This window comes from Nocardiopsis sp. LDBS0036, assembly GCF_041228755.1.
Classification (GTDB): domain Bacteria; phylum Actinomycetota; class Actinomycetes; order Streptosporangiales; family Streptosporangiaceae; genus Nocardiopsis; species Nocardiopsis dassonvillei.
The window spans coordinates 3725021-3745982 of the sequence record NZ_CP141103.1 but is presented as its reverse complement, the minus strand read 5'-3'; the positions used below and the strand labels follow the sequence as shown (position 1 = coordinate 3745982).

Here is a 20962-nt window from a genome sequence, read left to right as displayed (position 1 = left end):
GCGTGCGCGAACACGGGGAGTGGGAGAGAGTGCCATGGACCTGACGGTCGTCGACGTTCCGGAGCGCTCGCGCTACGAGGTGAGCGCGGACGGGGCGGTGGTGGGGTTCTCCGCCTACCACCTGATCGACAAGGGCGTGTACGCCCTGCCGCACGTGGAGGTCGACCCCTCCTTCGAGGGCAAGGGTGTGGCGAGCCGCCTCATGCGCGACTCCCTGGACCACATCCGGTCGCGGGGGCTCAAGATCGTGCCGATCTGCCCCTTCGCGCGGGCCTACCTCAAGAAGAACCCGTCCTACGCCGACCTGGTCCACGAGGGCTGAGCCCGCGGCCGCGCGCGGGGTCCTCCGGGGCGGCTCCGCGGACCGGAGGCGGATAACGGGGACATCACCATCCGGGCACGGCATGTCCCGGATGGTGATTCTGCGTACTTCAGGGGTATGTGGGAGCGGTTGTCCTTTTATGGAGCGAAGGAGCCCCTCCCCGTGTTGCCTGCCGACCAAGCGCCAACCCTGGACGCGCGTCTGACAGACGCCATCGCGACGTTCAACAACGACTTCTTCTGGTCCTGGATCCTGATCCCGCTCCTCGTGGTGGTGAGCCTCTACCTCACCGTCCGGACGGGCGCCGTCCAGATCCGGATGCTCCCGGAGATGTTCCGGGTGCTCAAGAGCAAGCCCGAGACCGCTCCTGACGGGGGCAAGGCGGTCTCCTCCATCCAGGCGTTCATGATCTCGGCCGCGGCCCGCATCGGCACGGGCAACATCGTCGGCGTGGCCGTCGCCATCTCCCTGGGCGGCCCGGGCGCCGTCTTCTGGATGTGGACGATGGCGATCGTGGTCTGCGCGGCCAGCTTCGTCGAGTCCACCCTGGCCCAGCTCTACAAGGTCAGGGACTCCACCGGCTACCGGGGCGGACCGGCCTACTACATGGAGAAGGGCCTGGGCCAGCGCTGGATGGGCGTGCTCTTCGCCATCGTCCTCATCCTGACCTTCCCGATGGTCTTCAACGCCGTGCAGAGCAACACCATCGCCGGGGCCGTCACCAACTCCGCCCAGAACATGAACGTGGACGCGGGCCTGGGGCTGTCGGCCGCGGTCGGGGTCGTGCTCGTGGCGGTCACCGCGATGGTGATCTTCGGCGGCGTGCGCAGGATCGCCAACACCGCGCAGGCGCTGATCCCGGCCTTCGCGCTGATCTACCTGATCATGGGCGTCATCATCGTGGGGATGAACTTCGAGCGCGTCCCCGGGATGTTCGCGCTCATCTTCGAGCACGCCTTCGGCATCCGCGAGTTCGCCGCCGCCGGTCTGGGCACGGTGATCATCCAGGGCGTGCGCCGGGGCATGTTCTCCAACGAGGCGGGCCTGGGATCGGCTCCCAACGCCGCGGCCAGCGCCGCCGTCACCCACCCCGCCAAGCAGGGCCTGGTGCAGACCCTCGGCGTCTACTTCGACACCCTCGTGGTCTGCTCCATCACGGCCTTCATCATCCTCATCGGCTACGAGGGCGGCTCCGAGCGGGAGCTGGAGGGCGACCTCACCCAGATCGCGGTCACCGAGGCCCTGGGCCCCTGGGCGCTGCACCTGATGACGCTGATCATCCTCCTGGTCGCGTTCACGTCGGTGCTGGGCAACTACTACTACGGCGAATCGAACCTGGAGTACCTGACCGCCGACCGGCGCGTCATGCTCGGCTACAAGATCGTCTTCCTCGTGGCCAGCTTCCTCGGCTCGCTGGGCTCGATCGACCTGGTCTGGACGCTGGCGGACACGACCATGGGCATGATGGCGCTGATCAACCTCGTGGCCATCACACCGCTGGCCGCGATCGCGGCACGGGTGCTCAAGGACTACAACGACCAGCGGCGCCAGGGCATCGACCCCGTGTTCACGCGGGACCGGCTGCCCGACCTGCGCGGAGTGGAGTGCTGGGAGCCCAGGGAGAGGGAGGCTGCGGCCGAGACCGACAAGGTCTGAGGGCCGCTGGTCGGGGCCCGCGCCGCACGGGCCCCGAGCCGTCCCGTGCCCCGGACGGGGTTCCGGTCCGTTCGCCGGTGGGGCGGGGGAGAACGCATCCCCCGCCCCACCGGCGTCTTCAACGGGTCATTAGATGACAGAACCCACCAGGTAAGGCTTTTCAGTGCATCTGTGTTCTTTCGGTCACGGCGAATAATCGCTAGTGTGCTGGATCACAGTTGTGGCGGCCCGTGTGTCTCGTCGAGGGAGTCCGATGTCCATCGTCTCAATCGAGCCCGCCACCGCCGAGCGGTGGGAAGACCTGGAGAACCTGTTCGGACCGACCGGAGCCTACGGGCACTGCTGGTGCACCTTCTTCCGGAGGCGGGCCAAGGACCACACGGCGAGCACCTCCTGCGACCGCTCCCAGCGCGGTGTGGACAACAAGGAGGAGCTGCGGCGCCTGACCCTGGACGGGCGGGTGCCCGGCCTGCTCGCCTACGACGAGGACGGCCCCTGCGGGTGGGTGTCCGTGGCACCCCGGGAGGACTTCATCCGGTTGTCGCGGTCGCGGTCCCTGCGCCCGGCCGATCCCCGTGAGCCCGGCGTGTGGTCGCTGGTCTGCTTCTGGCTCCCGCCCCGTCGGCGCAGGCGCGGCCTGGGCAGCCGCCTGCTGGACGGGGCGATCGAGTACGCCCGGGCCAACGGCGCGCGCGTCCTGGAGGCCTATCCGGTGGACACCGCCGGAGGGCGGGCGCCCAGCGCCGAGGTCTACACGGGGACGGTGGAGATGTTCCGCAGGGCGGGGTTCACGCTGAACAACCACCACGTGAGCGAACGCGTGGTCGCCCGCCTGGAACTCAAAACCGAGTAGTCCCCGTCTCCTCTTTCCCCTTTTCCTGATCCGCGTCCCGCCCCCGACCCCCCGTCCCCCTTCCAGCTTCCGGCCGCCCCGCCGCGCGCAGTCCGGTCCACCCGCCGCCCCGCTCTCCGGTCCGAACACGGGCCGCCCCCGGAGAACGGGGGGAGGGTATCCGGACCGCCCGCCGGGGCGCCGAACGCCTCCCCGGTCCCCGTGGCCGCCGCCCGAGGTCCCCGCACGTCGCGTGCGGGGGCCTTCGTCGTTTCCGGGGGCGGCGCGCTCGGCGGACATTTGACAGCACCATACCCCCAAGGGGTATGTTGAGTGCATCGGAGACCGGTCCCAGCAGGACCGGTACAGCACACATGCCCCAGGAGGCGAAATGGCTGCCACCAGCACCGCTGTTTACACCGTTGACGGCATGAGCTGCGGACACTGCGTCAACTCCGTCACCGAGGAGGTCAGCGGGGTCGCGGGGGTCACCGACGTCAAGGTCGACCTCGACAGCAAGAAGGTGACCGTCACCAGCGACGGCCCGGTCGACGACGCGTCGGTCCGCGCCGCCATCGACGAGGCCGGGTACGAGGTGCGCGGCTGACGCGCACACCGGACCCCGCGGTCCGGACGGGAACGGCGCACCGCCGACCCCGGCCCGCGGGGGAGTTCCGGCGCGCGGGCGGGACGTCCGCCCGCACCGGGCTCCGGGGCCGCCCGGCCCCGGAGCGCAGGACCGTCCACGAGAGCACGGGGACGTCACGGAGGACCGAGGAAGGGCTATGAGCAGCAGCGCAGCCGCGGCGGGCCGGGCCGACACCGCACCGGTCGAACTGGACATCGGCGGCATGACCTGTGCCGCCTGCGCCAACCGGGTCGAGAAACGGCTCAACAAGCTCGACGGGGTCACCGCCACCGTCAACTTCGCCACCGAGAGGGCCCGCGTCTCCTTCGACGGCACGCCCACCCCGGTGGAGGACCTCGTCGCCCAGGTCGAGAAGGCGGGCTACACCGCCACCGTCCCCCGGACCGAACCGGAGGCGGCCGAGGACGCCGCGGAACCCGCCGACCCCACCCGCGCGCTGCGCGACCGGGTGATCGTCAGCGCGGTCCTGTCGGTACCGGTCATCGCGATGGCGATGATCCCCGCCCTGCAGTTCACCCACTGGCAGTGGGCCTCGCTGACCCTGGCCGCGCCCGTGGTCGTCTGGGGCGCGCTGCCCTTCCACGTCGCCGCCTGGAAGAACCTCAGGCTGGGCAGCGCCACCATGGACACGCTGGTCTCCCTCGGGGTGTCGGCGGCGTTCCTGTGGTCGCTGTACGCGCTGTTCCTCGGGACCGCGGGCATGCCGGGGATGACCCACCCCTTCGAGTTCACCGTCGCCCGCGGCGACGGGTCGGGCAACATCTACCTGGAGGTGGCCGCCGGGGTCACCACCTTCATCCTCCTCGGCAAGTACTTCGAGGCCCGCTCCAAGAGGCGCGCGGGCGCCGCCCTGCGCGCCCTGCTCGAACTCGGGGTCAGGGAGGCCACCGTCCTGCGCGGCGCGGACTCCCGACAGGAGTCGGTGCCCGTGGACCGGCTCGTCGTCGGCGACCGCTTCCTCGTCCGGCCGGGGGAGAAGGTGGCCACCGACGGCGTGGTGGAGGAGGGCACCTCCGCCGTGGACATGAGCATGCTCACCGGTGAGTCGGTGCCGGTGGAGGTCGCCCCCGGCGACTCCGTGGTCGGCGCGACCGTCAACGCGGGCGGGCGCCTCGTCGTGCGCGCCACCCGGGTCGGCTCGGACACCCAGCTCGCCCAGATGGCGCGCCTGGTGGAGGAGGCCCAGAACGGCAAGGCCGAGGTCCAGCGCCTGGCCGACCGCGTCTCCGGGGTCTTCGTCCCGATCGCCATCCTCGTCGCGCTCGCCACGCTCGTCGTCTGGCTCGTGCTGGGGGCGTCCGCCCCGACCGCCTTCACCGCCGCGGTCGCGGTGCTCATCATCGCCTGCCCGTGCGCCCTGGGCCTGGCCACGCCCATGGCCCTGATGGTGGGCACCGGGCGCGGCGCCCAGCTGGGCATCCTCATCAAGGGCCCCGAGGTGCTGGAGGACACCCGGCGCGTGGACACGGTCGTGCTGGACAAGACCGGCACCGTCACCACCGGCCGGATGACCCTGACCGGCGTGTTCACCGCCGAGGGCGAGGACGAGGACGAGGTCCTGCGCCTGGCCGGGGCGCTGGAGAACGCCTCCGAGCACCCCATCGCGCGGGCGGTCGCCGCCGGGGCCGCCGACCGCGTGGGCGCGCTCCCGTCCCCCGGGGACTTCGCCAACGCCGAGGGCCTGGGAGTCCGGGGGACCGTCGGGGGCCGCGCCGTGGCCGTCGGCCGGGTCGCGCTGCTGGAGGAGGACGGCGCCGTTCTGCCCGAGCGGCTGGCCGCCGCCCTCGCCGACGCCGAGGCGGAGGGCCGCACCGCCGTGGCGGTGGGCTGGGAGGGCCGCGTCCGGGGCGTGCTGGTGGTCGCCGACACGGTCAAGCCCACCAGCGCCGAGGCCGTGCGCAGGTTCCGCGAGCTGGGGCTCACCCCGATCCTGCTCACCGGGGACAACCGTGCGGTGGCCCGTGCGGTGGCTGACCAGGTCGGCATCGACGAGGTGGTCGCCGAGGTCCTGCCCCGCGACAAGGTCGAGGTCGTGCAGCGGTTGCAGGGCGAGGGGCGCACGGTGGCGATGGTCGGCGACGGGGTCAACGACGCCGCCGCCCTGGCCCAGGCGGACCTGGGGCTGGCGATGGGCACGGGGACGGACGTGGCCATCGAGGCCAGCGACCTGACCCTGGTGCGCGGCGACCTGCGCGCCGCCGCCGACGCCATCCGCCTCTCCCGCAGGACCCTCAGCACCATCAAGGGCAACCTGTTCTGGGCCTTCGCCTACAACGCCGCCGCGATCCCGCTGGCGGCGGCGGGGCTGCTCAACCCCATGATCGCCGGAGCCGCCATGGCCTTCTCCAGCGTCTTCGTCGTCAGCAACAGCCAGCGGCTGCGCCGGTTCCGCCCGCTGGCGCGGGACGGGGCCGCCGACTCCTGACCGGCGTACCGGAGGACGGAGGGGGGAGGGGCGCGGGGAGCATCCGCGTCCCTCCCCCCGGTCGTGGGGGCCGTCTCGGTCCCGAGGGGCCCTCCGCCTCTGCGGAGGACGCGGGGGCGGGTCTCGCGCCCGTCCGGGGCGGGCCGCTAGGGTTGCGCGAGGCCGCACGGTCCGGGCGTGCCCGCGCGACGCCGTGCCCGTACGCTCCCGCACGCGCGGTCCCCGCCCCGGCCGCCGAGTCCCCCCGCCCCCGACCTCCCGCGTGGGGGGCGCGGACCAGCCCGTACCCGATCCCCCCAACCGAGGTACCCGTGTCCTCTGGATGTCCCCGAGCCGCGCTGCACCGCAACGAGCCGCACCCCGACCCCTACTCCGTGTACGCCGGGATGCGCGCCGACCACGGGCCCGTGGTCCCGGTCGAGATCGAACCCGGCGTGCACGGATGGCTGGTCACCGACTACGCCACCCTCATCTCCTGGTCCCGGGACACCACCGCGTTCAGCCACGACTCCAGGTTGTGGCGCGACCTCAGCGAGGGGCGGGTCGGCCCGGGCTCCGCGCTGACACCGATGCTGGCCCCCCGCGCCAGCGCCCTGTACGTGGACGGCGCGGAGCACGAGCGCTACCGCGGGGTCCTCACCGACGTCCTCGGCGGCGTCGGCGCCGAACGCCTGCGCCGGACCACCAGCCGCTACGCCGACCGGCTCATCGACCAGTTCCGCGCGCGGGGGCGGGCCGAACTCCTCGGCGAGTACGCGCGCGTGCTGCCGCCGCTGGTCATGAACGACCTCCTCGGCCTCGACGAGGAGCAGGGCACGCGCTTGGCCGCCGCCGTGCGCGACCTGTGGCTCGGCGTGGACGCGCAGAGGTCCGGGGCGGAGGCCGAGCGGGTGCTGTCGGAGGCGGTGGCGGCCAGGCGCCGCGAACCCGCCGACGACCTCACCACGCGGATGATCCGGCACCGCGCCGCCCTCAGCGACGAGGAGGCGGTCATGCAGCTCCTGCTGGTCGCCGCCGCCAACGAGCCGACCGCGCACCTGATCGACGCGGTCCTGCGCGCCTGCCTGACCGGACCCTCCGGGCCCGGCGCGCCCCCGCCCTCCGACGCCTCCCTGGCCGAGACCCTCGACCGCGTGCTGTGGCGGGACCCGCCGATCACCAACTTCCCCGTCCTCTACCCGCGTGTGGACGTGCCCCTGGACGACGGCCGGGTGATCGGGGCCGGGTCCCCCGTGCTGATGGCCTTCGCCGCGGCGAACCACTTCTTCGCCCGGGAGAACGCCGAGCGGATGGAGGAGACCGCCAACCGGGCGCACGTGGCCTGGGGCGCGGGGCCGCACCGGTGCCCCGCCATCGAGGAGGCGACCACCGTCGTCGGCGTCGCGGTGCGCGTCCTGCTCACCCGCCTGCCCGGACTGCGCCTGGCCGTCCCGCCCGACCAGCTGCGCTGGCGGCTGTCGGCCCTGTCCTGGTCCCCCGTCCGGCTCCCCGTGGAGTTCCCCCCGCAGGAGCCCCCGCCCCGCGGGCCCGGGGCGGCGGCGCTCCCGGCCGACGCGCCCGGGCCCGGTCATCGGGCCCCCGGCGGCCGGTCGTCCCTGCCGAACCTCCTGGCGCGGCTGCTGCGCGGGTCCTGAGGCGGCCCCCGCGCGCCCGTGTCGCCCGACGACCCGGGGGCGGCGAGGGCCGACGCCGCCCCCCGCACGCGTCCGTGCGGCGCGGGTCGGACGGACACGCCCGGTGATCCCCGTCCCGCCGCTCCGGCGCGGCGCGGAGCCCCCGGCGGAATCCGCCCATGTCAGGGGCGTGCGCCCGAACGCCCCGCACCCGGGGAAGACACATGACACCGTGGCGGGGAGCGCCAACAGTGGCCGGGGGATCCTAGACTCGCTAACGCCCAGGGGCCCCTCCTCAGCCGCGCCCCGTACTCCCCGCACCGCCCCTCCGCACAGAGGAACAGCGCCTTCATGAACAGTTCCGAAGCCGACCCCCGTCGCCTCCTGGTCAACCGGTACCGTCTGGACGAGGTCATCGGCTCCGGAGGCATGGGGCGGGTCTGGCAGGGCACCGACACCCTCCTGGACCGGCCGGTCGCCGTCAAGGAGCTGACCACACCGCCGAACCTGCCCCCGCACGAGGTCGAGGTGCTGCGCACCCGCATGCTGCGCGAGGCGCGCAGCGCGGCGCAGCTCAGCCACCCCGCCATCATCACGGTGTTCGACGTGGCCGAGGAGGACGGCCGTCCGTGGATCGTCATGGAGCTGGTCCGCGGCCCCTCCCTGGGCGACCTCGTCCGCGACGAGGGCGCGCTGCCGGTCCGGCGGGCCGCCGGGATCGGCGAGCAGATGGCGGCGGGGCTGGCCGAGGCGCACGCCCGCGGCATCGTGCACCGCGACATCAAGCCGGGCAACGTGCTCATCGCGGGCAACGACCGCGCGGTCCTGACCGACTTCGGCATCGCCCACCTGGACGGCGCCACCCACCTGACCAGCACCGGGCTGCTGATCGGCTCGCCGAGCTACCTGGCCCCGGAGGTCGCGCACGGGCACTCGGCCACCCCGGCCTCGGACATGTGGGCCCTGGGCGTCACCCTCTACCAGGCGGTCGAGGGCACCCTGCCCTTCGAACGGCCGACCCCGATGGCGACGCTGACCGCCATCGTCACCCAGGACCTGCCCGAGCCGGTCAACGCCGGTCCGCTGCGCCCGGTCCTGGAGGCCCTGTGCGAGAAGCGCCCGGAGGACCGGCCGTCGGTCGGCGAGGTGCGCGCCCTGCTGCGCGAGATCCGGGACGCGGACGACACCCCCGAGACGGTCGCCCCCACGATGGTCGCCACCGTGCCCGCGCCGGAGCCGGAGGAGGTCGCGGAGGCGGCCGTCCGCGCCGAACCGCTGGCCCCCGGCCCGGCCGCCCCCCGCCGTGAGGGGCGCCCCGGTTCCGTCCGGCGGACGCTGCTGGTCGCCGCCGCCGTGTTCGTGCTCCTCGTCGCGGGCGCCACCACCAGCCTCCTGGTGAGCATGAACCGCTCGGGCGGGGCCGACACCGGGCTGGTCGACGGCTCGGGCCAGGAGGCCGCCGCCGACCCCGGCGCGGAGGCGTCGGAGCCCCCCGCCGAGGAGAGCGCGTCCGCTGCCGAGGAGACGCCGCGGGAGTCCGCGCAGCCCTCGGACGAGGAGTCGGAGGAAGAGCGGGACGAGGGCGGCGTGGAGGAGGTCTGGGGGCCCCTCACCCGCCACGAGGACCCCAGCGGCTTCTCCGTGGACGTCCCCGAGGGCTGGAACGTCGAGCGCGAGGGCCACATGGTCTACTTCCGCAACCCCGACGGCGGCTACCTGCTGGTGGACCAGACCGACGACCCCAACCCCGACGCCGGGGACGACTGGCGCGAGTTCGAGCCCGTCGGCAGCAACAACTTCAGCGGCTACGAGTTGATCGGCATCGAGGACGTGGAGGCCGACTGGGCGGAGGACTACGTCAGCGCCGCCGACTGGGAGTTCACCTTCGGCAACGGCGACATGCACGCCGTCAACCGCGGCTTCCACACCGAGGACATCGGCTACGCCCTGTTCCTGGTCGCCGACAACGACGACCCCGAGCAGAACCGGGCGCTGCTGGACCACATGTCCCGCAGCTTCGAACCGGCCGACCGGGACGACTGAGCGGTCGGAGCGCTCAGAACACGGAGCAGTTGGTGATGTCGGTGAAGGCCTCCAGAGCCAGCGCCGCCGTCACCGAGTTGCCCTTGGCGTCCAGGCCGGGTCCCCACGCCGCCACGGAGCAGCGCCCCGGCACGATCGCGAGGATGCCGCCGCCCACCCCGCTCTTGCAGGGCAGGCCGACACGGTAGGCGAACTCGCCCGCGGCGTCGTAGGTGCCGCAGGTGAGCATCACCGCCATGACGCGGCGCGCGTCGGAGCGGCTGAGCAGCTGGGAGCCGTCCGCCCGCCTGCCGTGGCGCGCCAGCAGCAGCCCCACCCGGGCCAGCTCCTCACAGCTGACGGTGATCGCGCACTGCCGGAAGTAGTGGTCCAGAACCTCCGGCACCGGGTTGCGCATGTTGCCGAAGCTCGACATGAGGTAGGCCAGCGACCGGTTGCGGTCGCCGTGCTCGTCCTCCGAGCGCGCCACCAGGTTGTCCGTGTGCAGGTCGGGGTCGCCCGTCTCCGCGCACAGCAGCTCCCCCAGGGCGCCGACGGCGTCCCCGGTGTCGGACAGCAGCTGGTCGGTGACGATGAGCGCGCCCGGGTTGATCATCGGGTTGCGGGGCACACCGCTCTCGAACTCCAGCTGGTACAGGGAGTTGAAGGAGTTGCCCGAGGGCTCCCGGTGGACCCGCTTCCACACGCTGTCCCCGGACCTGCTCATCACCAGCGCCAGGGTGAACACCTTGGTGATGCTCTGCATGGAGAAGCGCGTGCGGGAGTGGTCGCCGACGCTGTACAGGTCGCCGTCCACCGTGGCCACGGCGAACCCGAACTCGTCCGGGTCCACGTTGGCCAGTTCGGGGATGTAGTCGGCGACCCGGCCCTCGCCGATGTGCGACCGCACCCTCTCCATGACGGCGTCGAGCACCTCTGCGTAGTCGTCGCGGTCACTCACCTCGGCCGCAGCCCCCTTCCGTGTCGGTGTCCCTTCACCCCCCGGCTACCCAGGACGGGCCAGGGCATGGCTCGGGACGGCCGCGGAGGGGCGGGAGGGGGCCGTGAGGCGGCGCTGGACGGCCGCGGAGGCGGCGGAAGGCGGGTCAGCCCCTCCCGTCCAGGAGCTGGGCGTCGTGCACGAGCAGCGCCACCTGGACGCGGTTGTTGAGCCCGAGCTTGGTGAGGATGCTCGACACGTGCGTCTTGACCGTCGGCACGCTCAGGAACAGGGCCGAGGCGATGTCGGCGTTGGACCGGCCCTCGCCGACCGCCACGGCCACCTCCAACTCCCGGCCGTTGAGCGCCGAGAGCCGCTCGCGCGCACGCAGGGCCCGCTCGCCGCGGTCGTTGGCGCCCACCCGTTCGACCAGCCGCCGCGTCACCGCCGGGGAGAGCACCGACATGCCCCGGGACACCTGGCGCACCGACTCCACGATCTCCGCCGGAGGGGTGTCCTTGAGCAGGAACCCGGCCGCGCCCGCCCGCAGCGCGCGCAGCACGTGCTCGTCGGCGTCGAAGGTGGTCAGCACCAGCACCTCCGGCGGGTTCTCCAGGGCCCGCAGCCGCTCGGTGGCGGTCAGCCCGTCCACCGTCGGCATCCGGATGTCCATCAGGACCACGTCGGGGGAGTGGCGCGCCACCAGGTCGACCACCGCGCTCCCGTCCTCGGCCTCGGCCAGCACCCGGATGTCGGGCGCGCCGCCCATCATCATCACCAGGCCGACCCGGACCAGCGCGTCGTCATCGACGAGCACGACCCCGATCTCCCGCTCCGTCTCGCTCATGTCGGCCACGGTAGCCATGCCGCCAGCCGCCAGCCACCCCGACCGTCCGGGCCGTGCTCCAGCCGCCCCGAGGCCAGGGACACCCGCTCGGCGAGCCCGACCAGGCCCTGGCCGTCGCCGTCCCCGCCCGACGCCGCGGGAGGGGCGCCGGGGGAGGGGTCGTTGCCCACCTCCACCAGCAGGCCGTCGCCCGGGGCTCCCCGGACCAGTACGCGCGTGGTGGCGCCCGGGGCGTGCTTGCGCACGTTCGTCAGCCCCTCCTGGACGATCCGGTAGGCGGTGCGCCCGGTGCGCTCGGGGACCGTCCCGGCGCACTCCTGCACGAACTCCACCCGGGTCCCGGCCTCGTCGGCCTCCTCCACCAGCTGCCGCAGGTCGGCCATGGTCGGCTGCGGCAGCTCCCCGACGGGCGCGCGCAGCACGCCGATCACCTCCCGCAGGTCCTGGAGGGCCTGGTGGGCGCTCTCGCGGATCACCTTCGCCGACCGGGCCACCTCCTCGGCGGGGGCGTCGGGCCGGTACTCCAGGGCGCCCGCGTGCACGCTCAGCAGCGACAGCCGGTGCCCGAGCACGTCGTGGATCTCGCGGGCCATGGCCTCGCGGACCTGGTGCTGGGCGTGCTCGGCGCGCAGCTGCGCCTCCGTCTCGGCGTGCAGGGCCCGGTCTCGCAGCGACTCCACCAGCTCGCGCCGGTGCTGGACGGTGAGCCCCCAGCCGGTCACGGCGCCCTGGAGGGCGGCCCCCAGCAGGAGGATCACCAGGAACGGGGCGTGCGGGTCGGGCCACAGCGCGGCGTGCACGAGCGAGGCGCCCACGCTCAGCCCGTACACCGCCAGGCTGGTGCGGGGCGGGCGGCGCACGGCCAGGGAGAACAGGGCGATGAGCATCGCGCCCGAGGCCAGACCGGAGACGGCGGAGTACAGGACGAGCACGACGGCGATCTGGACCGGCCAGCGCCGCCGCCACCACAGCGCCAGGCAGGCCAGCAGGGAGAGGGCCGCGTCGGCGGCCTTGAGCCACACGGGCAGGACCGGTTCCCGGACGGGCAGGTGGGGGAACTCGGCGGCGTTCATCAGTACGGAGAGGAGGGCGATCAGGAAGATGGAGGAGTCCACGATCCAGTCGCGCGCGCCGCACCGCCCGGCCATAGCGTTCATCGCCGTGCAGTCTACGTTCGGGACCGTTCCCGGAGGGCGGGAGCGGGCGGGGCGCGGGACGAGCGCCCTCGGCCGTTCGGCCGACGCGCGCCCGGTCGGGGCTGGACGGTCGGCCGATGCGCCGCGCGCGCCCTGGCTCTAGCGTCGGGGGTATGCGCAAGGTCATCCAGGGCGTCGGCGTCCTGCTCGTCCTCGTCGGTGTCAGCGGCGCCGTCGACCACCTCTGGTACCAGCCGTTCCTGGGTGTGGTCCTCAACTCGTTCAACCGCTTCGTCGTGCCCCGCGTGGCGGCCTTCGAGGGCCACGAGGTGCTCGCCAACCTGGCCGTGGCCGCCGTCGGCGCCGTCCTGGCCCTGGGGATGGAGGCGCGGCGGCCGCGGAGCCGGGCCTGAGGACGGGACCGGTCCGCGCGGGTCCGCGCCGGGCCCGACGCGGCGAGGACGGTTCGCGTCCGGTCCGCGCGTCGGTACCTTGTAGACGATGAGCACTCTGGTCACCGGAGCCACCGGAATGGTGGGCCGCCGCGTCCTCACCCAGCTGAGGAGTCGCGGCCTGCCCGCGACGGGCGCGTCCCGCACCTCGAAGACCCGTCTGGACTGGACCGACACCTCCAACTGGGACGAGATCCTCGACGGCGTCAAGAACGTCCTCGTGGTGACACCGGTCGGGAGCGCGCTGGGCGACCGGGTCGCCGGGTTCCTGGAGAGGGCCGCCGCGGCCGGGGCCGTCAACGCCGTGGTCCTGACCGCCATGGGCAGCGAGTACGCGCCGTCGGACTCCGACCAGCGCGTCGCCGAGCTGCGGGCCAGGGACCTGTTCGGCCGGTGGACCGTGCTGCGGTCCAACTGGCTCTTCCAGGACTTCACCGAGGGGATGTTCGCCGGTCTGGCGCGCTCGCGCAACGGCCGCCTCGAACTGCCGGTCAAGAAGAGGACCGAGGTCAGCTTCGTGGACGCCCGCGACGTGGCCGACGCCGCCGTCGCGGCCCTGCTGGACGACCACAGCGGCAGGGAGTACACGCTCACGGGACCGCAGCCGCTCACCTTCCGCGAGGTGGTCAAGCAGACCCGGGGCACCGAGAGCCCGGTGTGGCGGTTCAAGGCCGTCGACGAGGCGGGCTTCTACTTCCGCGCCGCGGACCGGGGGTGGAACGACCGCTTCATCGACACCCTCAACGAGCGCTTCGCCGCCGCGGTCCGGGGCAGGGCGGCCGAGGTCACCGAGGACGTGCGCGCGGCGCTCGGCCGCGACCCCATCCCGCTGGGCCGCTTCGTCCGCGAGGCCACGCTCTGACCTCCCGCTCCTGAGAGCCGGGCCCCCACGCGGCCCCGGCCGCGCGCCGGGCGACCGGCGCGCGGTGGGACGGGGCCCGCGCGCTCCCGGCGGAGCACGGCCGGAACAGCCCGCTTCCGGCGGGCTCGCGCGAGGGCACGGCGCACCGCACGGAAAGACCCCGCCCCACGGCCCGCGTCTCCGCGGAGACCGGCCGTGAGCAGGGTCTTCCCGTGTTCCCGGGCCTCTACTTGAGCAGCTGGCGGGCCATCACCATGCGCTGGATCTGGTTGGTGCCCTCGTAGATCTGGGTGATCTTGGCGTCGCGCATCATGCGTTCCAGGGGGAAGTCCTTCACGTAGCCCGCGCCGCCCAGGAGCTGCACGGCGTCGGTGGTGATCTCCATGGCGGCGTCGGAGGCGAAGCACTTGGCGGCGGCGCCGTAGAACGGCAGGTCGTCGTCGCCGCGCTCGGACTTGGCGGCGGCCACGTAGACCATCTGCCGCGCGGTCTCCAGCTTCATCGCCATGTCGGCGAGCATGAACTGCACGCCCTGGAAGTCGGCGATGTGCCTGCCGAACTGCTTGCGCTCCTTGACGTAGGCCACCGCCTGGTCCAGCGCGCCCTGCGCGATGCCGACGGCCTGCGCGCCGATGGTGACGCGGGTGTGGTCCAGGGTGCGCAGCGCGATCTTGAGGCCCTCGCCCGGGGCGCCGACGATGCGGTCGCCGGGGACGCGCACGTTGTCGAAGAACAGCTCGCGGGTGGGGGAGCCCTTGATGCCGAGCTTGCGCTCGGGCTCGCCCAGCGTGAAGCCCTCGTCGTCGGCGTGCAGCACGAAGGCGGAGACGTTGCGGCCGCGCGCGCCCTCGGGGTCGGTCACCGCCAGCACCGTGTAGTACTTGCTGACCCCGGCGTTGGTGATCCAGGACTTCTGGCCGTTGAGGATCCAGCCGTCGCCGTCGGCGACGGCCTGGGTGCGCATGCTCGCGGTGTCGGAACCGGCCTCGCGCTCGGACAGGCCGTAGGAGAACATCGCCTCGCCGCTGGCCACCTCGGGCAGGTAGCGCCGCTTGACCTCCTCGGAGGCGCCCAGGATCAGCGGCATGGTGCCGAGCTTGTTGACGGCGGGGATCAGGGAGGAGGAGGCGCACACGCGGGCGACCTCCTCGATGACGATGCAGGTGGCCAGGGCGTCGGCGCCCACACCGTCGTACTCCTCGGCGATGTGCGGGGCGTGGAAGTCCGTGGCCACCAGCGCGTCGAGGGCGTCCTGGGGGAAGGCGCTCCTCTCGTCCACCTCCGCCGCGTGCGGGGCGATCTTGTCCTCGGCGACGGAGCGTACGGCCTCGCGCAGCTCCTCGTGATCCTCGGTGGTCCTGAACAGGTCGAAGTCGCTCATCTGCATTCCTCCCCTGGCGGCGGTCCCGGGAGATGGCACCGCGTGCCATTCGTTGGCATCCAGTGCCAGGATAGGGGGTGGAAGGGATGAAGTACACAGATGGGGGCGCACAGCCCTCCCAGACACCGGACGAAGGGGGTGCGGCCCATGGAGAACTCGGGAGGCCGGGGCGGTCAGGCGCGCGGGGACACCCGCGCTGTGGTGCTGGCCGCGGTGCGGCTGTTCACCGGGGACGGCTTCGAGGCCACGACGATGGACCAGATCGCCGCGGCCACGGGCGTGAGCCGACGCAGCCTGTTCCGCCGCTTCGGCTCGAAGGAGGACATCCTCTTCGCCGAGCACGACGAGTTGTTCGCCACGGTCGAGGGCTTCCTGGAGGCCTCCCCGGACGACCCGCTGACGTCGGTCCTCTCCGCCACCCGGCTGGTGCTCCAGGGGTACCTGGGCGATCCGGAGATCACCGTGCCCCGCTACCGCCTGGTCCGCGCCCACGCCCGCCTGCGCGACCGGGAGGTGGCGATGACCGCCCGCTACCAGGCCGCCTTCAGCCGCTACCTGGCGCGGCGCGGGGGAGGCGCTGACCGCTCGCTGGCCGCCGGGGTGGTGGCGGCGTCGCTCATCGCGGCGCACAACCACGTCCTGCGCGGGTGGCTGCGCGGCCCGGAACAGGACGTCCGAGAGGTGTGGGCGCGCTTCGACGAGGCCATGGAGTTCGTCCGCCGGGCCGCCGAGCCGATGCTGCGCACCGCGCCGGAGCCTCGGCGCGACCGGGTGCTCGTGGCGGTCTACCCCGGTGGCACCGGCCGGGAGGAGCTGCTCCGCCGTGTCGCCGAGGCCGTCCGGGAGTCCGAGGGGCCCGAGGGACCGGAGAGGGTGGAAGGGGCCGAGGGACCCGCGAAGGCGTAGGGAGTCCGAGGGGCCGGGCCCGCGCGGTCGGGGCGGCGCTCCGACGAGCGTAGGCTGGTGGGCCGGGAAACGGGTAGTCACACGAGGCGGATCGGACAGCGGAAATGAGCGTGGACACGGCGGGCGCCACCAAGCAGGAGTCTGAGGTCGTACGCGAGGCCTCCCGGCGGCGGACGTTCGCGGTGATCTCCCACCCCGACGCCGGAAAGTCCACCCTGACCGAGGCCCTGGCGCTGCACGCCGCCGCGATCTCCTCGGCGGGCGCCGTGCACGGCAAGGGCGACCGCAAGGGCGTGACCTCGGACTGGATGGAGATGGAGCAGGACCGCGGCATCTCCATCACCTCCGCCGCGCTGCGCATCGACTACGACGACCGGGTACTCAACCTGGTGGACACCCCCGGCCACGCCGACTTCTCCGAGGACACCTACCGGGTGCTGTCCGCGGTGGACTGCGCGATCATGCTGCTGGACTCGGCCAAGGGCCTGGAGCCGCAGACGCTCAAGCTCTTCGACGTGTGCCGGGCCCGGAAGATGCCGGTCATCACCTTCGTCAACAAGTGGGACCGCCCCGGCCGCGAGCCCCTGGAGCTGCTGGACGAGATCGAGCAGCGCATCGGGCTGCGCCCCACCCCGATGAACTGGCCGGTGGGCATCGCCGGGGACTTCCGCGGCCTCATCGACCGCCGCGAGGGCGTCTACACCAAGATGTCGCGCACCCCGGGAGGGGCCCACAAGGCCATCGAGGAGGTGCTGGAGCCCGAGCGCGCCGCCGAGGTGGAGGCCGACGCCTGGGTCCAGGCCCAGGAGGAGATCGAGCTGCTGGAGGCGCTGGGCGCCGACTTCGACGCCGAGTCCTTCCTGGCGGGGGAGTCCTCCCCGGTGCTCTTCGGCGCCGCGCTGCCCAACTTCGGGGTCGGTCAGCTGCTGGAGGCCGTGGTGGGCCTGGCCCCGGCCCCCGGGCCCAAGGAGGACGACCGCGAGCGCCCGCGCGCCGTGGCCGACCCGTTCTCGGGCCAGGTGTTCAAGATGCAGGCCAACATGGACAAGAACCACCGGGACCGGATGGCCTTCGTGCGCATCAGCTCGGGCCGCTTCGACCGCGGCATGGTGCTCACCCACGCGCCCACGGGGCGTCCGTTCGCCACCAAGTACACCCAGGCGGTGTTCGGATCCGACCGCACCACCATCGAGACGGCCTACCCCGGAGACGTGATCGCGCTGGTCAACGCCCAGGCGCTGGCCGTGGGCGACACCCTCTACGACGGCCCCAAGGTGTCCTACCCGCCGATCCCGAGCTTCGCCCCCGAGCACTTCGTGGTGGCGCGGGCCAAGGACGCGAGCAAGTACAAGCAGTTCCAGCGCGGCATCGCCCAGATGGACGCCGAGGGCGTGGTGCAGGTGCTGTCCTCGGACGTGCGCGGTGAGCAGGCGCCGGTGCTCGCGGCGGTGGGCCCCCTCCAGTTCGACGTGGTCAAGCACCGCATGGAGCACGAGTTCCGGGCCCCGATCGAGGCCTCGCCGCTGGACTACTCCGTGGCGCGGCGCACCGACGCCGAGTCGGCTCCCGCCCTGCACGCCCTGTCGGGCGCGGAGGTGCTGCGGCGACGGGGCGACGGCGAGCTTCTGGTGCTGGTGCACAACAAGTGGCGTCTGAGGGTGATCGAGCGCGACCACCCGACGCTGTTCATGGAGCCGTTGCTGGCCGGAGGCGTCGACGAGGCCGAGTGAGGCCCCGGGCGGCGAGGCCCCCCGGCCGCGCCGCGGCCCGGACCGGTTCCTTCGGTCCGGGCCGCCGCCCTTTACGGCAAAGCACGCCCGGGCCGTTTACCCCGGGTGAATATCGGTTACCCGCTGTCGTTACCGGGGTCCGGATCCCGGGGAAATTGGGCGCTTCGCGGAACGCCTCCCGGAGGGCGTCCCGGCGGTGCGGAGGAGCTGTGCGCCCGCCGGGTGTGAACTCCCGTGGCGCACGCACAGTCCGTTGCCACGACGGGCCCGCTTCGCCGCGGTCGCCGGGGTCGCCGTGATCCCCGGGGCCCAGGCAGAGGCCAAGATCACCAGCGCGCGGGCACCCCGCCTCAGGCCCCGTGAACAGCGCGAAGGTACCCTGAGGGAAGGCCACTAGGGCGTGTTCGGACACCCGGCCGCACCGAGCTTCGTCCAGCTCTGTCCACTTCTGTGAAGGACAGGCCGAAGGGGGAGGGTTCGGGCGGATGTCGGACCGCCCAGGGGACCGGTACAAGGAGGCAGCGGGGCGCCGGGAGGACCTCCCGGTTCCGTCTGCGACGTCTCAGGGCGATCACGAAGTAATCGACGGCTGGCAAAGTTTGTAAATCTTCACCTGGCGGTAATTCAGTGCACGTGTGGGTATGTGTTGCATGTCACCTGTTCGTGAATCGGTGAAACTTATATGCTTTTGCTTAACTGTCGTTTAACAAAACAGAACAATAACGAGTGAAGCAGGAACGTGGCGGCGGACCGCCCCGCGTATGACGCACCTCACGTATCCCCCGCCTGGAAAGGTTGACCTCGGGCATGAGCGAAGACGACAAAGAGCGCACGGTGGAGCTCCACTACGAGGGCGGCGTGCTGAAGCTGCCGGTGTTCACCGGTACCGAGGGTGAGCGCACCATCGAGCTGAAGACCCTGCTGGGGTCGACGGGGATGACGACCCTGGACCCGGGGTTCGGCAACACCGCTTCGTGTAGCTCGGAGATCACCTACATCGACGGGGCCGCCGGGATCCTGCGCTATCGCGGGTACCCGATCGAGGACCTCGCCGTGGGCGCGACCTTCATCGAGGTCGCCTACCTGGTGATCTACGGCGAGCTGCCCGACGCGGACCAGCTCAAGGAGTTCGCCGACAAGCTGCGCGACAACGCCGACATCCCGGCCGACATGGGCGCGCTCATCGACGCGATGCCCCGCAACGGCCACCCCATGTCCCTCATGGCCAGCGCCGTGAACACCCTCGCCGCCTACTACGACGACAGCGTCGACCCCGGCGACGAGGACCAGGTGGAGCTCGCCACGATCCGGCTGTTGGCCAAGCTGCCGACGATCGCGGCCCGCATCTACCGCAACTCGATCGGCGAGAAGCCGATCGGCCCGGACAGCTCGCTCGACTACGTCGACAACTTCATCCGGATGACCTTCGGCGACGTCCACGCCGACAGCGAGCTGGGCGACCTGTTCAACCAGGCCGTCGGCATGCTGCTGGTGCTGCACGCCGACCACGAGCTCAACTGCTCCACCGCCACCGTACGCGTCGTCGGCTCCTCGAAGGCCGACATCTACGCCAGCGTGGCCTCGGGCATCAACGCCCTCTCCGGCCCGTCCCACGGCGGCGCCAACCAGGCCGTCCTGGAGATGCTGGAGGAGATCCGCGACTCGGGCATCTCCATCGAGGACTTCCTGGAGAAGGTCAAGGCCCGCGAGATGCGCCTCATGGGCTTCGGGCACCGGGTCTACAAGAACTTCGACCCGCGCAGCAAGGAGATCAAGGTTCTGGCCAGCCAGATCCTCGACCGCGACGAGAACCCGGACGAGCTGTTCGCGCTCGCCCTCAAGCTCGAGGCCGCCGCGCTCGCCGACTCCTACTTCACCGAGCGCAAGCTCTACCCGAACGTCGACTTCTACACCGGCGTCATCTACCGCACCATGGGCTTCCCGACCAACATGTTCACCGTGTTGTTCGCCATCGGCCGCCTGCCCGGCTGGATCGCCCACTACCGCGAGCAGCTGCGCGACCCGGCCTTCCGGATCGCGCGCCCGCGCCAGCACTACGTCGGCTCCGCCGAGCGCCGGCTCCCCGGCCAGGGGTAAGCAGGCACACCCCCGGAGCACACAGGAGCGCCCGCCCGCGTCAGACGGGGCGGGCGCTCCCGTGCGTTCTCCACAGCCGTGTCCGCGCTGTTCGGCCCTCCGCACGCCCGGGTATGACCGCTACGGGCTGCCTTTTCCCGCATTTTGCGGATCGCTGTCGTCCGTGTGCGACATCGGGGGAAGGGGCAGGGTGCGGTTACCGGACGGGGCCGTGTGCGGGAGGGGGCGACGATGGTCAGGTACGCGTGGGCCGGTGACCTGCTCGGTGAGCTGAGCCGGAACTGGTGGCTGGTGGTCCTACGGGGGGTCGCCGCGGTCCTCTTCGGTCTGGTCGCGCTGGTCTGGCCGGGCAAGACGCTGGTGGTCCTGGCGATCGTCTTCGGCGTCTACGCGCTGGTCGACGCCGCGGCCCTCGGGTACGCGGCCTACCGCTCGTCGGTCGGCGCCCGGCTGCCGCTGGTCGTCCAGGCGGTCCTCAGCGCCGTCCTGGGGGTGATCGCCCTCTTCTGGCCGGTCGCGGCGATCGTCGCGCTCGTGTTCGTCGTCGGCGTCTGGGCCGTGGTCACGGGTGTGGCCGAGATCGTCACCGCCATCCGCCTGCGGGCGCACATCAGCTCCGAGTGGCTGTTGGTCTTCGTCGGGGCGCTCTCGGTCGTCTTCGGGCTCCTGCTGTGGTTCTGGCCGCTGGAGGGCGCGCAGGCCATCATGTTCGTGATCGCGATGTACGCGGTCATCTTCGGCGCGGTCATGGCCGTGGCCGGGTTCCGTCTCCGGGGCGCGGCCGAGGCCTTCCTGCCCCCGGAGGACTCGCCCGCCTTCGCCGGTCTCGGCGAGCCCGAGGAACCCGAGGAGCCGTACGACCGCGGAACCCGCCCCGGCGACCTCCTGGAGGACCGCGCCGACCGGGCCGACCGCGCCTCCCACGACGACGACCTGGACCGCTGGGGTGAGCGCGACTCCGCGGACCGGGGGGACGATCAGGGCCGGTGGGACGACAGGGACGACCGCGGCGGCTGGGACGACCGGCCGGGCGGCAGACACCGGGCCCCGGGTGACGAGGGCGGCCCCGACGAGCTCCGCTGAGGCCCCTCG

At 72.5% G+C, this 20962-nt stretch carries 17 protein-coding genes; 13 read left to right on the top strand and 4 right to left on the bottom strand.

Annotation, left to right across the window (positions count from 1 at the left end; translation table 11 throughout):
• Positions 1 to 34 precede the first annotated feature (34 nt).
• The 7 genes from UIS43_RS15785 (at position 35) to UIS43_RS15755 (ending at position 9540) form a co-directional block, all read left to right on the top strand.
• Positions 35 to 322, top strand: a complete 288-nt coding sequence (locus UIS43_RS15785) for a GNAT family N-acetyltransferase (RefSeq protein ID WP_013155421.1) — start codon at positions 35 to 37, stop codon at positions 320 to 322.
• A 162-nt stretch (positions 323 to 484) separates the two neighbouring features.
• Positions 485 to 1978, top strand: a complete 1494-nt coding sequence (locus UIS43_RS15780; protein WP_013155420.1) for a sodium:alanine symporter family protein — start codon at positions 485 to 487, stop codon at positions 1976 to 1978.
• A gap of 253 nt (positions 1979 to 2231) precedes the next feature.
• The gene (locus tag UIS43_RS15775) at positions 2232 to 2831 is read left to right on the top strand and encodes a GNAT family N-acetyltransferase (RefSeq protein ID WP_013155419.1); all 600 of its coding nucleotides are present in this window, start codon (positions 2232 to 2234) and stop codon (positions 2829 to 2831) included.
• Between the two features lie 370 nt (positions 2832 to 3201).
• A complete protein-coding gene (locus UIS43_RS15770; RefSeq protein WP_013155418.1) occupies positions 3202 to 3417 on the top strand; it encodes a heavy-metal-associated domain-containing protein in 216 nt (71 codons plus the stop codon).
• A gap of 178 nt (positions 3418 to 3595) precedes the next feature.
• Positions 3596 to 5884 carry a heavy metal translocating P-type ATPase gene (locus UIS43_RS15765; RefSeq protein WP_370010534.1) on the top strand — a complete coding sequence of 763 codons (2289 nt, stop codon included), beginning with the start codon at positions 3596 to 3598 and terminating at the stop codon, positions 5882 to 5884.
• Between the two features lie 374 nt (positions 5885 to 6258).
• Entirely contained in the window at positions 6259 to 7518 is a 1260-nt protein-coding gene (locus UIS43_RS15760) for a cytochrome P450 (protein WP_370013256.1), read from the top strand.
• A 330-nt stretch (positions 7519 to 7848) separates the two neighbouring features.
• Positions 7849 to 9540, top strand: coding sequence for a serine/threonine-protein kinase (locus tag UIS43_RS15755; RefSeq protein ID WP_071622932.1), 1692 nt, complete (start codon positions 7849 to 7851; stop codon positions 9538 to 9540).
• 13 nt (positions 9541 to 9553) lie between these two features.
• Here UIS43_RS15755 and UIS43_RS15750 read toward each other — a convergent pair whose 3' ends face one another.
• The 3 genes from UIS43_RS15750 to UIS43_RS15740 all read right to left on the bottom strand — a co-directional run bounded on the left by UIS43_RS15750 (position 9554) and on the right by UIS43_RS15740 (position 12454).
• Positions 9554 to 10480 (bottom strand): glutaminase, encoded by a 927-nt coding sequence (locus UIS43_RS15750; RefSeq protein WP_013155414.1) that lies wholly within the window; start codon positions 10478 to 10480, stop codon positions 9554 to 9556.
• 145 nt (positions 10481 to 10625) lie between these two features.
• The gene (locus UIS43_RS15745) at positions 10626 to 11324 is read right to left on the bottom strand and encodes a response regulator transcription factor (RefSeq protein ID WP_026338057.1); all 699 of its coding nucleotides are present in this window, start codon (positions 11322 to 11324) and stop codon (positions 10626 to 10628) included.
• On the bottom strand, positions 11303 to 12454 hold the full coding sequence (locus UIS43_RS15740) for a sensor histidine kinase (RefSeq protein ID WP_041552923.1): 1152 nt from the start codon (positions 12452 to 12454) through the stop codon (positions 11303 to 11305). Before UIS43_RS15740 ends, UIS43_RS15745 begins: the two co-directional genes overlap by 22 nt.
• Before the next feature lie 161 nt (positions 12455 to 12615).
• On the opposite strand from UIS43_RS15740, the gene UIS43_RS15735 reads away from it, so the two are divergent.
• Together UIS43_RS15735 and UIS43_RS15730 are read left to right on the top strand one after the other, a co-directional pair.
• Positions 12616 to 12855 (top strand): hypothetical protein, encoded by a 240-nt coding sequence (locus UIS43_RS15735; RefSeq protein WP_041552921.1) that lies wholly within the window; start codon positions 12616 to 12618, stop codon positions 12853 to 12855.
• Positions 12856 to 12943: 88 nt separating this feature from the next.
• Complete coding sequence (locus UIS43_RS15730) at positions 12944 to 13756, top strand: NAD-dependent epimerase/dehydratase family protein (protein WP_013155410.1); 813 nt, start codon at positions 12944 to 12946, stop codon at positions 13754 to 13756.
• Positions 13757 to 13982: 226 nt separating this feature from the next.
• Here the strand turns inward: UIS43_RS15730 and UIS43_RS15725 are convergent, their stop codons facing one another.
• Positions 13983 to 15137 carry an acyl-CoA dehydrogenase family protein gene (locus UIS43_RS15725; RefSeq protein ID WP_370010531.1) on the bottom strand — a complete coding sequence of 385 codons (1155 nt, stop codon included), beginning with the start codon at positions 15135 to 15137 and terminating at the stop codon, positions 13983 to 13985.
• A 147-nt stretch (positions 15138 to 15284) separates the two neighbouring features.
• On the opposite strand from UIS43_RS15725, the gene UIS43_RS15720 reads away from it, so the two are divergent.
• From UIS43_RS15720 to UIS43_RS15705, 4 genes are all read left to right on the top strand, one after another.
• Positions 15285 to 16043 carry a TetR/AcrR family transcriptional regulator gene (locus tag UIS43_RS15720; protein WP_071622931.1) on the top strand — a complete coding sequence of 253 codons (759 nt, stop codon included), beginning with the start codon at positions 15285 to 15287 and terminating at the stop codon, positions 16041 to 16043.
• Between the two features lie 104 nt (positions 16044 to 16147).
• Positions 16148 to 17773, top strand: coding sequence for a peptide chain release factor 3 (locus tag UIS43_RS15715; RefSeq protein ID WP_013155407.1), 1626 nt, complete (start codon positions 16148 to 16150; stop codon positions 17771 to 17773).
• Between the two features lie 807 nt (positions 17774 to 18580).
• Positions 18581 to 19870, top strand: coding sequence for a citrate synthase (locus UIS43_RS15710; protein WP_013155406.1), 1290 nt, complete (start codon positions 18581 to 18583; stop codon positions 19868 to 19870).
• A 231-nt stretch (positions 19871 to 20101) separates the two neighbouring features.
• Positions 20102 to 20953, top strand: a complete 852-nt coding sequence (locus UIS43_RS15705) for an HdeD family acid-resistance protein (RefSeq protein WP_013155405.1) — start codon at positions 20102 to 20104, stop codon at positions 20951 to 20953.
• Positions 20954 to 20962: the final 9 nt, after the last annotated feature.

Coding starts and splice junctions, on each gene's coding strand:
- UIS43_RS15785 (WP_013155421.1), top strand. CDS start 35: ATGGACCTGACGGTCGTCGACGTTCCGGAGCGCTCGCGCTACGAGGTG.
- UIS43_RS15775 (WP_013155419.1), top strand. CDS start 2,232: ATGTCCATCGTCTCAATCGAGCCCGCCACCGCCGAGCGGTGGGAAGAC.
- UIS43_RS15770 (WP_013155418.1), top strand. CDS start 3,202: ATGGCTGCCACCAGCACCGCTGTTTACACCGTTGACGGCATGAGCTGC.
- UIS43_RS15765 (WP_370010534.1), top strand. CDS start 3,596: ATGAGCAGCAGCGCAGCCGCGGCGGGCCGGGCCGACACCGCACCGGTC.
- UIS43_RS15755 (WP_071622932.1), top strand. CDS start 7,849: ATGAACAGTTCCGAAGCCGACCCCCGTCGCCTCCTGGTCAACCGGTAC.
- UIS43_RS15745 (WP_026338057.1), bottom strand. CDS start 11,324: ATGGCTACCGTGGCCGACATGAGCGAGACGGAGCGGGAGATCGGGGTC.
- UIS43_RS15740 (WP_041552923.1), bottom strand. CDS start 12,454: ATGGCCGGGCGGTGCGGCGCGCGCGACTGGATCGTGGACTCCTCCATC.
- UIS43_RS15735 (WP_041552921.1), top strand. CDS start 12,616: ATGCGCAAGGTCATCCAGGGCGTCGGCGTCCTGCTCGTCCTCGTCGGT.
- UIS43_RS15730 (WP_013155410.1), top strand. CDS start 12,944: ATGAGCACTCTGGTCACCGGAGCCACCGGAATGGTGGGCCGCCGCGTC.
- UIS43_RS15725 (WP_370010531.1), bottom strand. CDS start 15,137: ATGAGCGACTTCGACCTGTTCAGGACCACCGAGGATCACGAGGAGCTG.
- UIS43_RS15720 (WP_071622931.1), top strand. CDS start 15,285: ATGGAGAACTCGGGAGGCCGGGGCGGTCAGGCGCGCGGGGACACCCGC.
- UIS43_RS15715 (WP_013155407.1), top strand. CDS start 16,148: ATGAGCGTGGACACGGCGGGCGCCACCAAGCAGGAGTCTGAGGTCGTA.
- UIS43_RS15710 (WP_013155406.1), top strand. CDS start 18,581: ATGAGCGAAGACGACAAAGAGCGCACGGTGGAGCTCCACTACGAGGGC.
- UIS43_RS15705 (WP_013155405.1), top strand. CDS start 20,102: ATGGTCAGGTACGCGTGGGCCGGTGACCTGCTCGGTGAGCTGAGCCGG.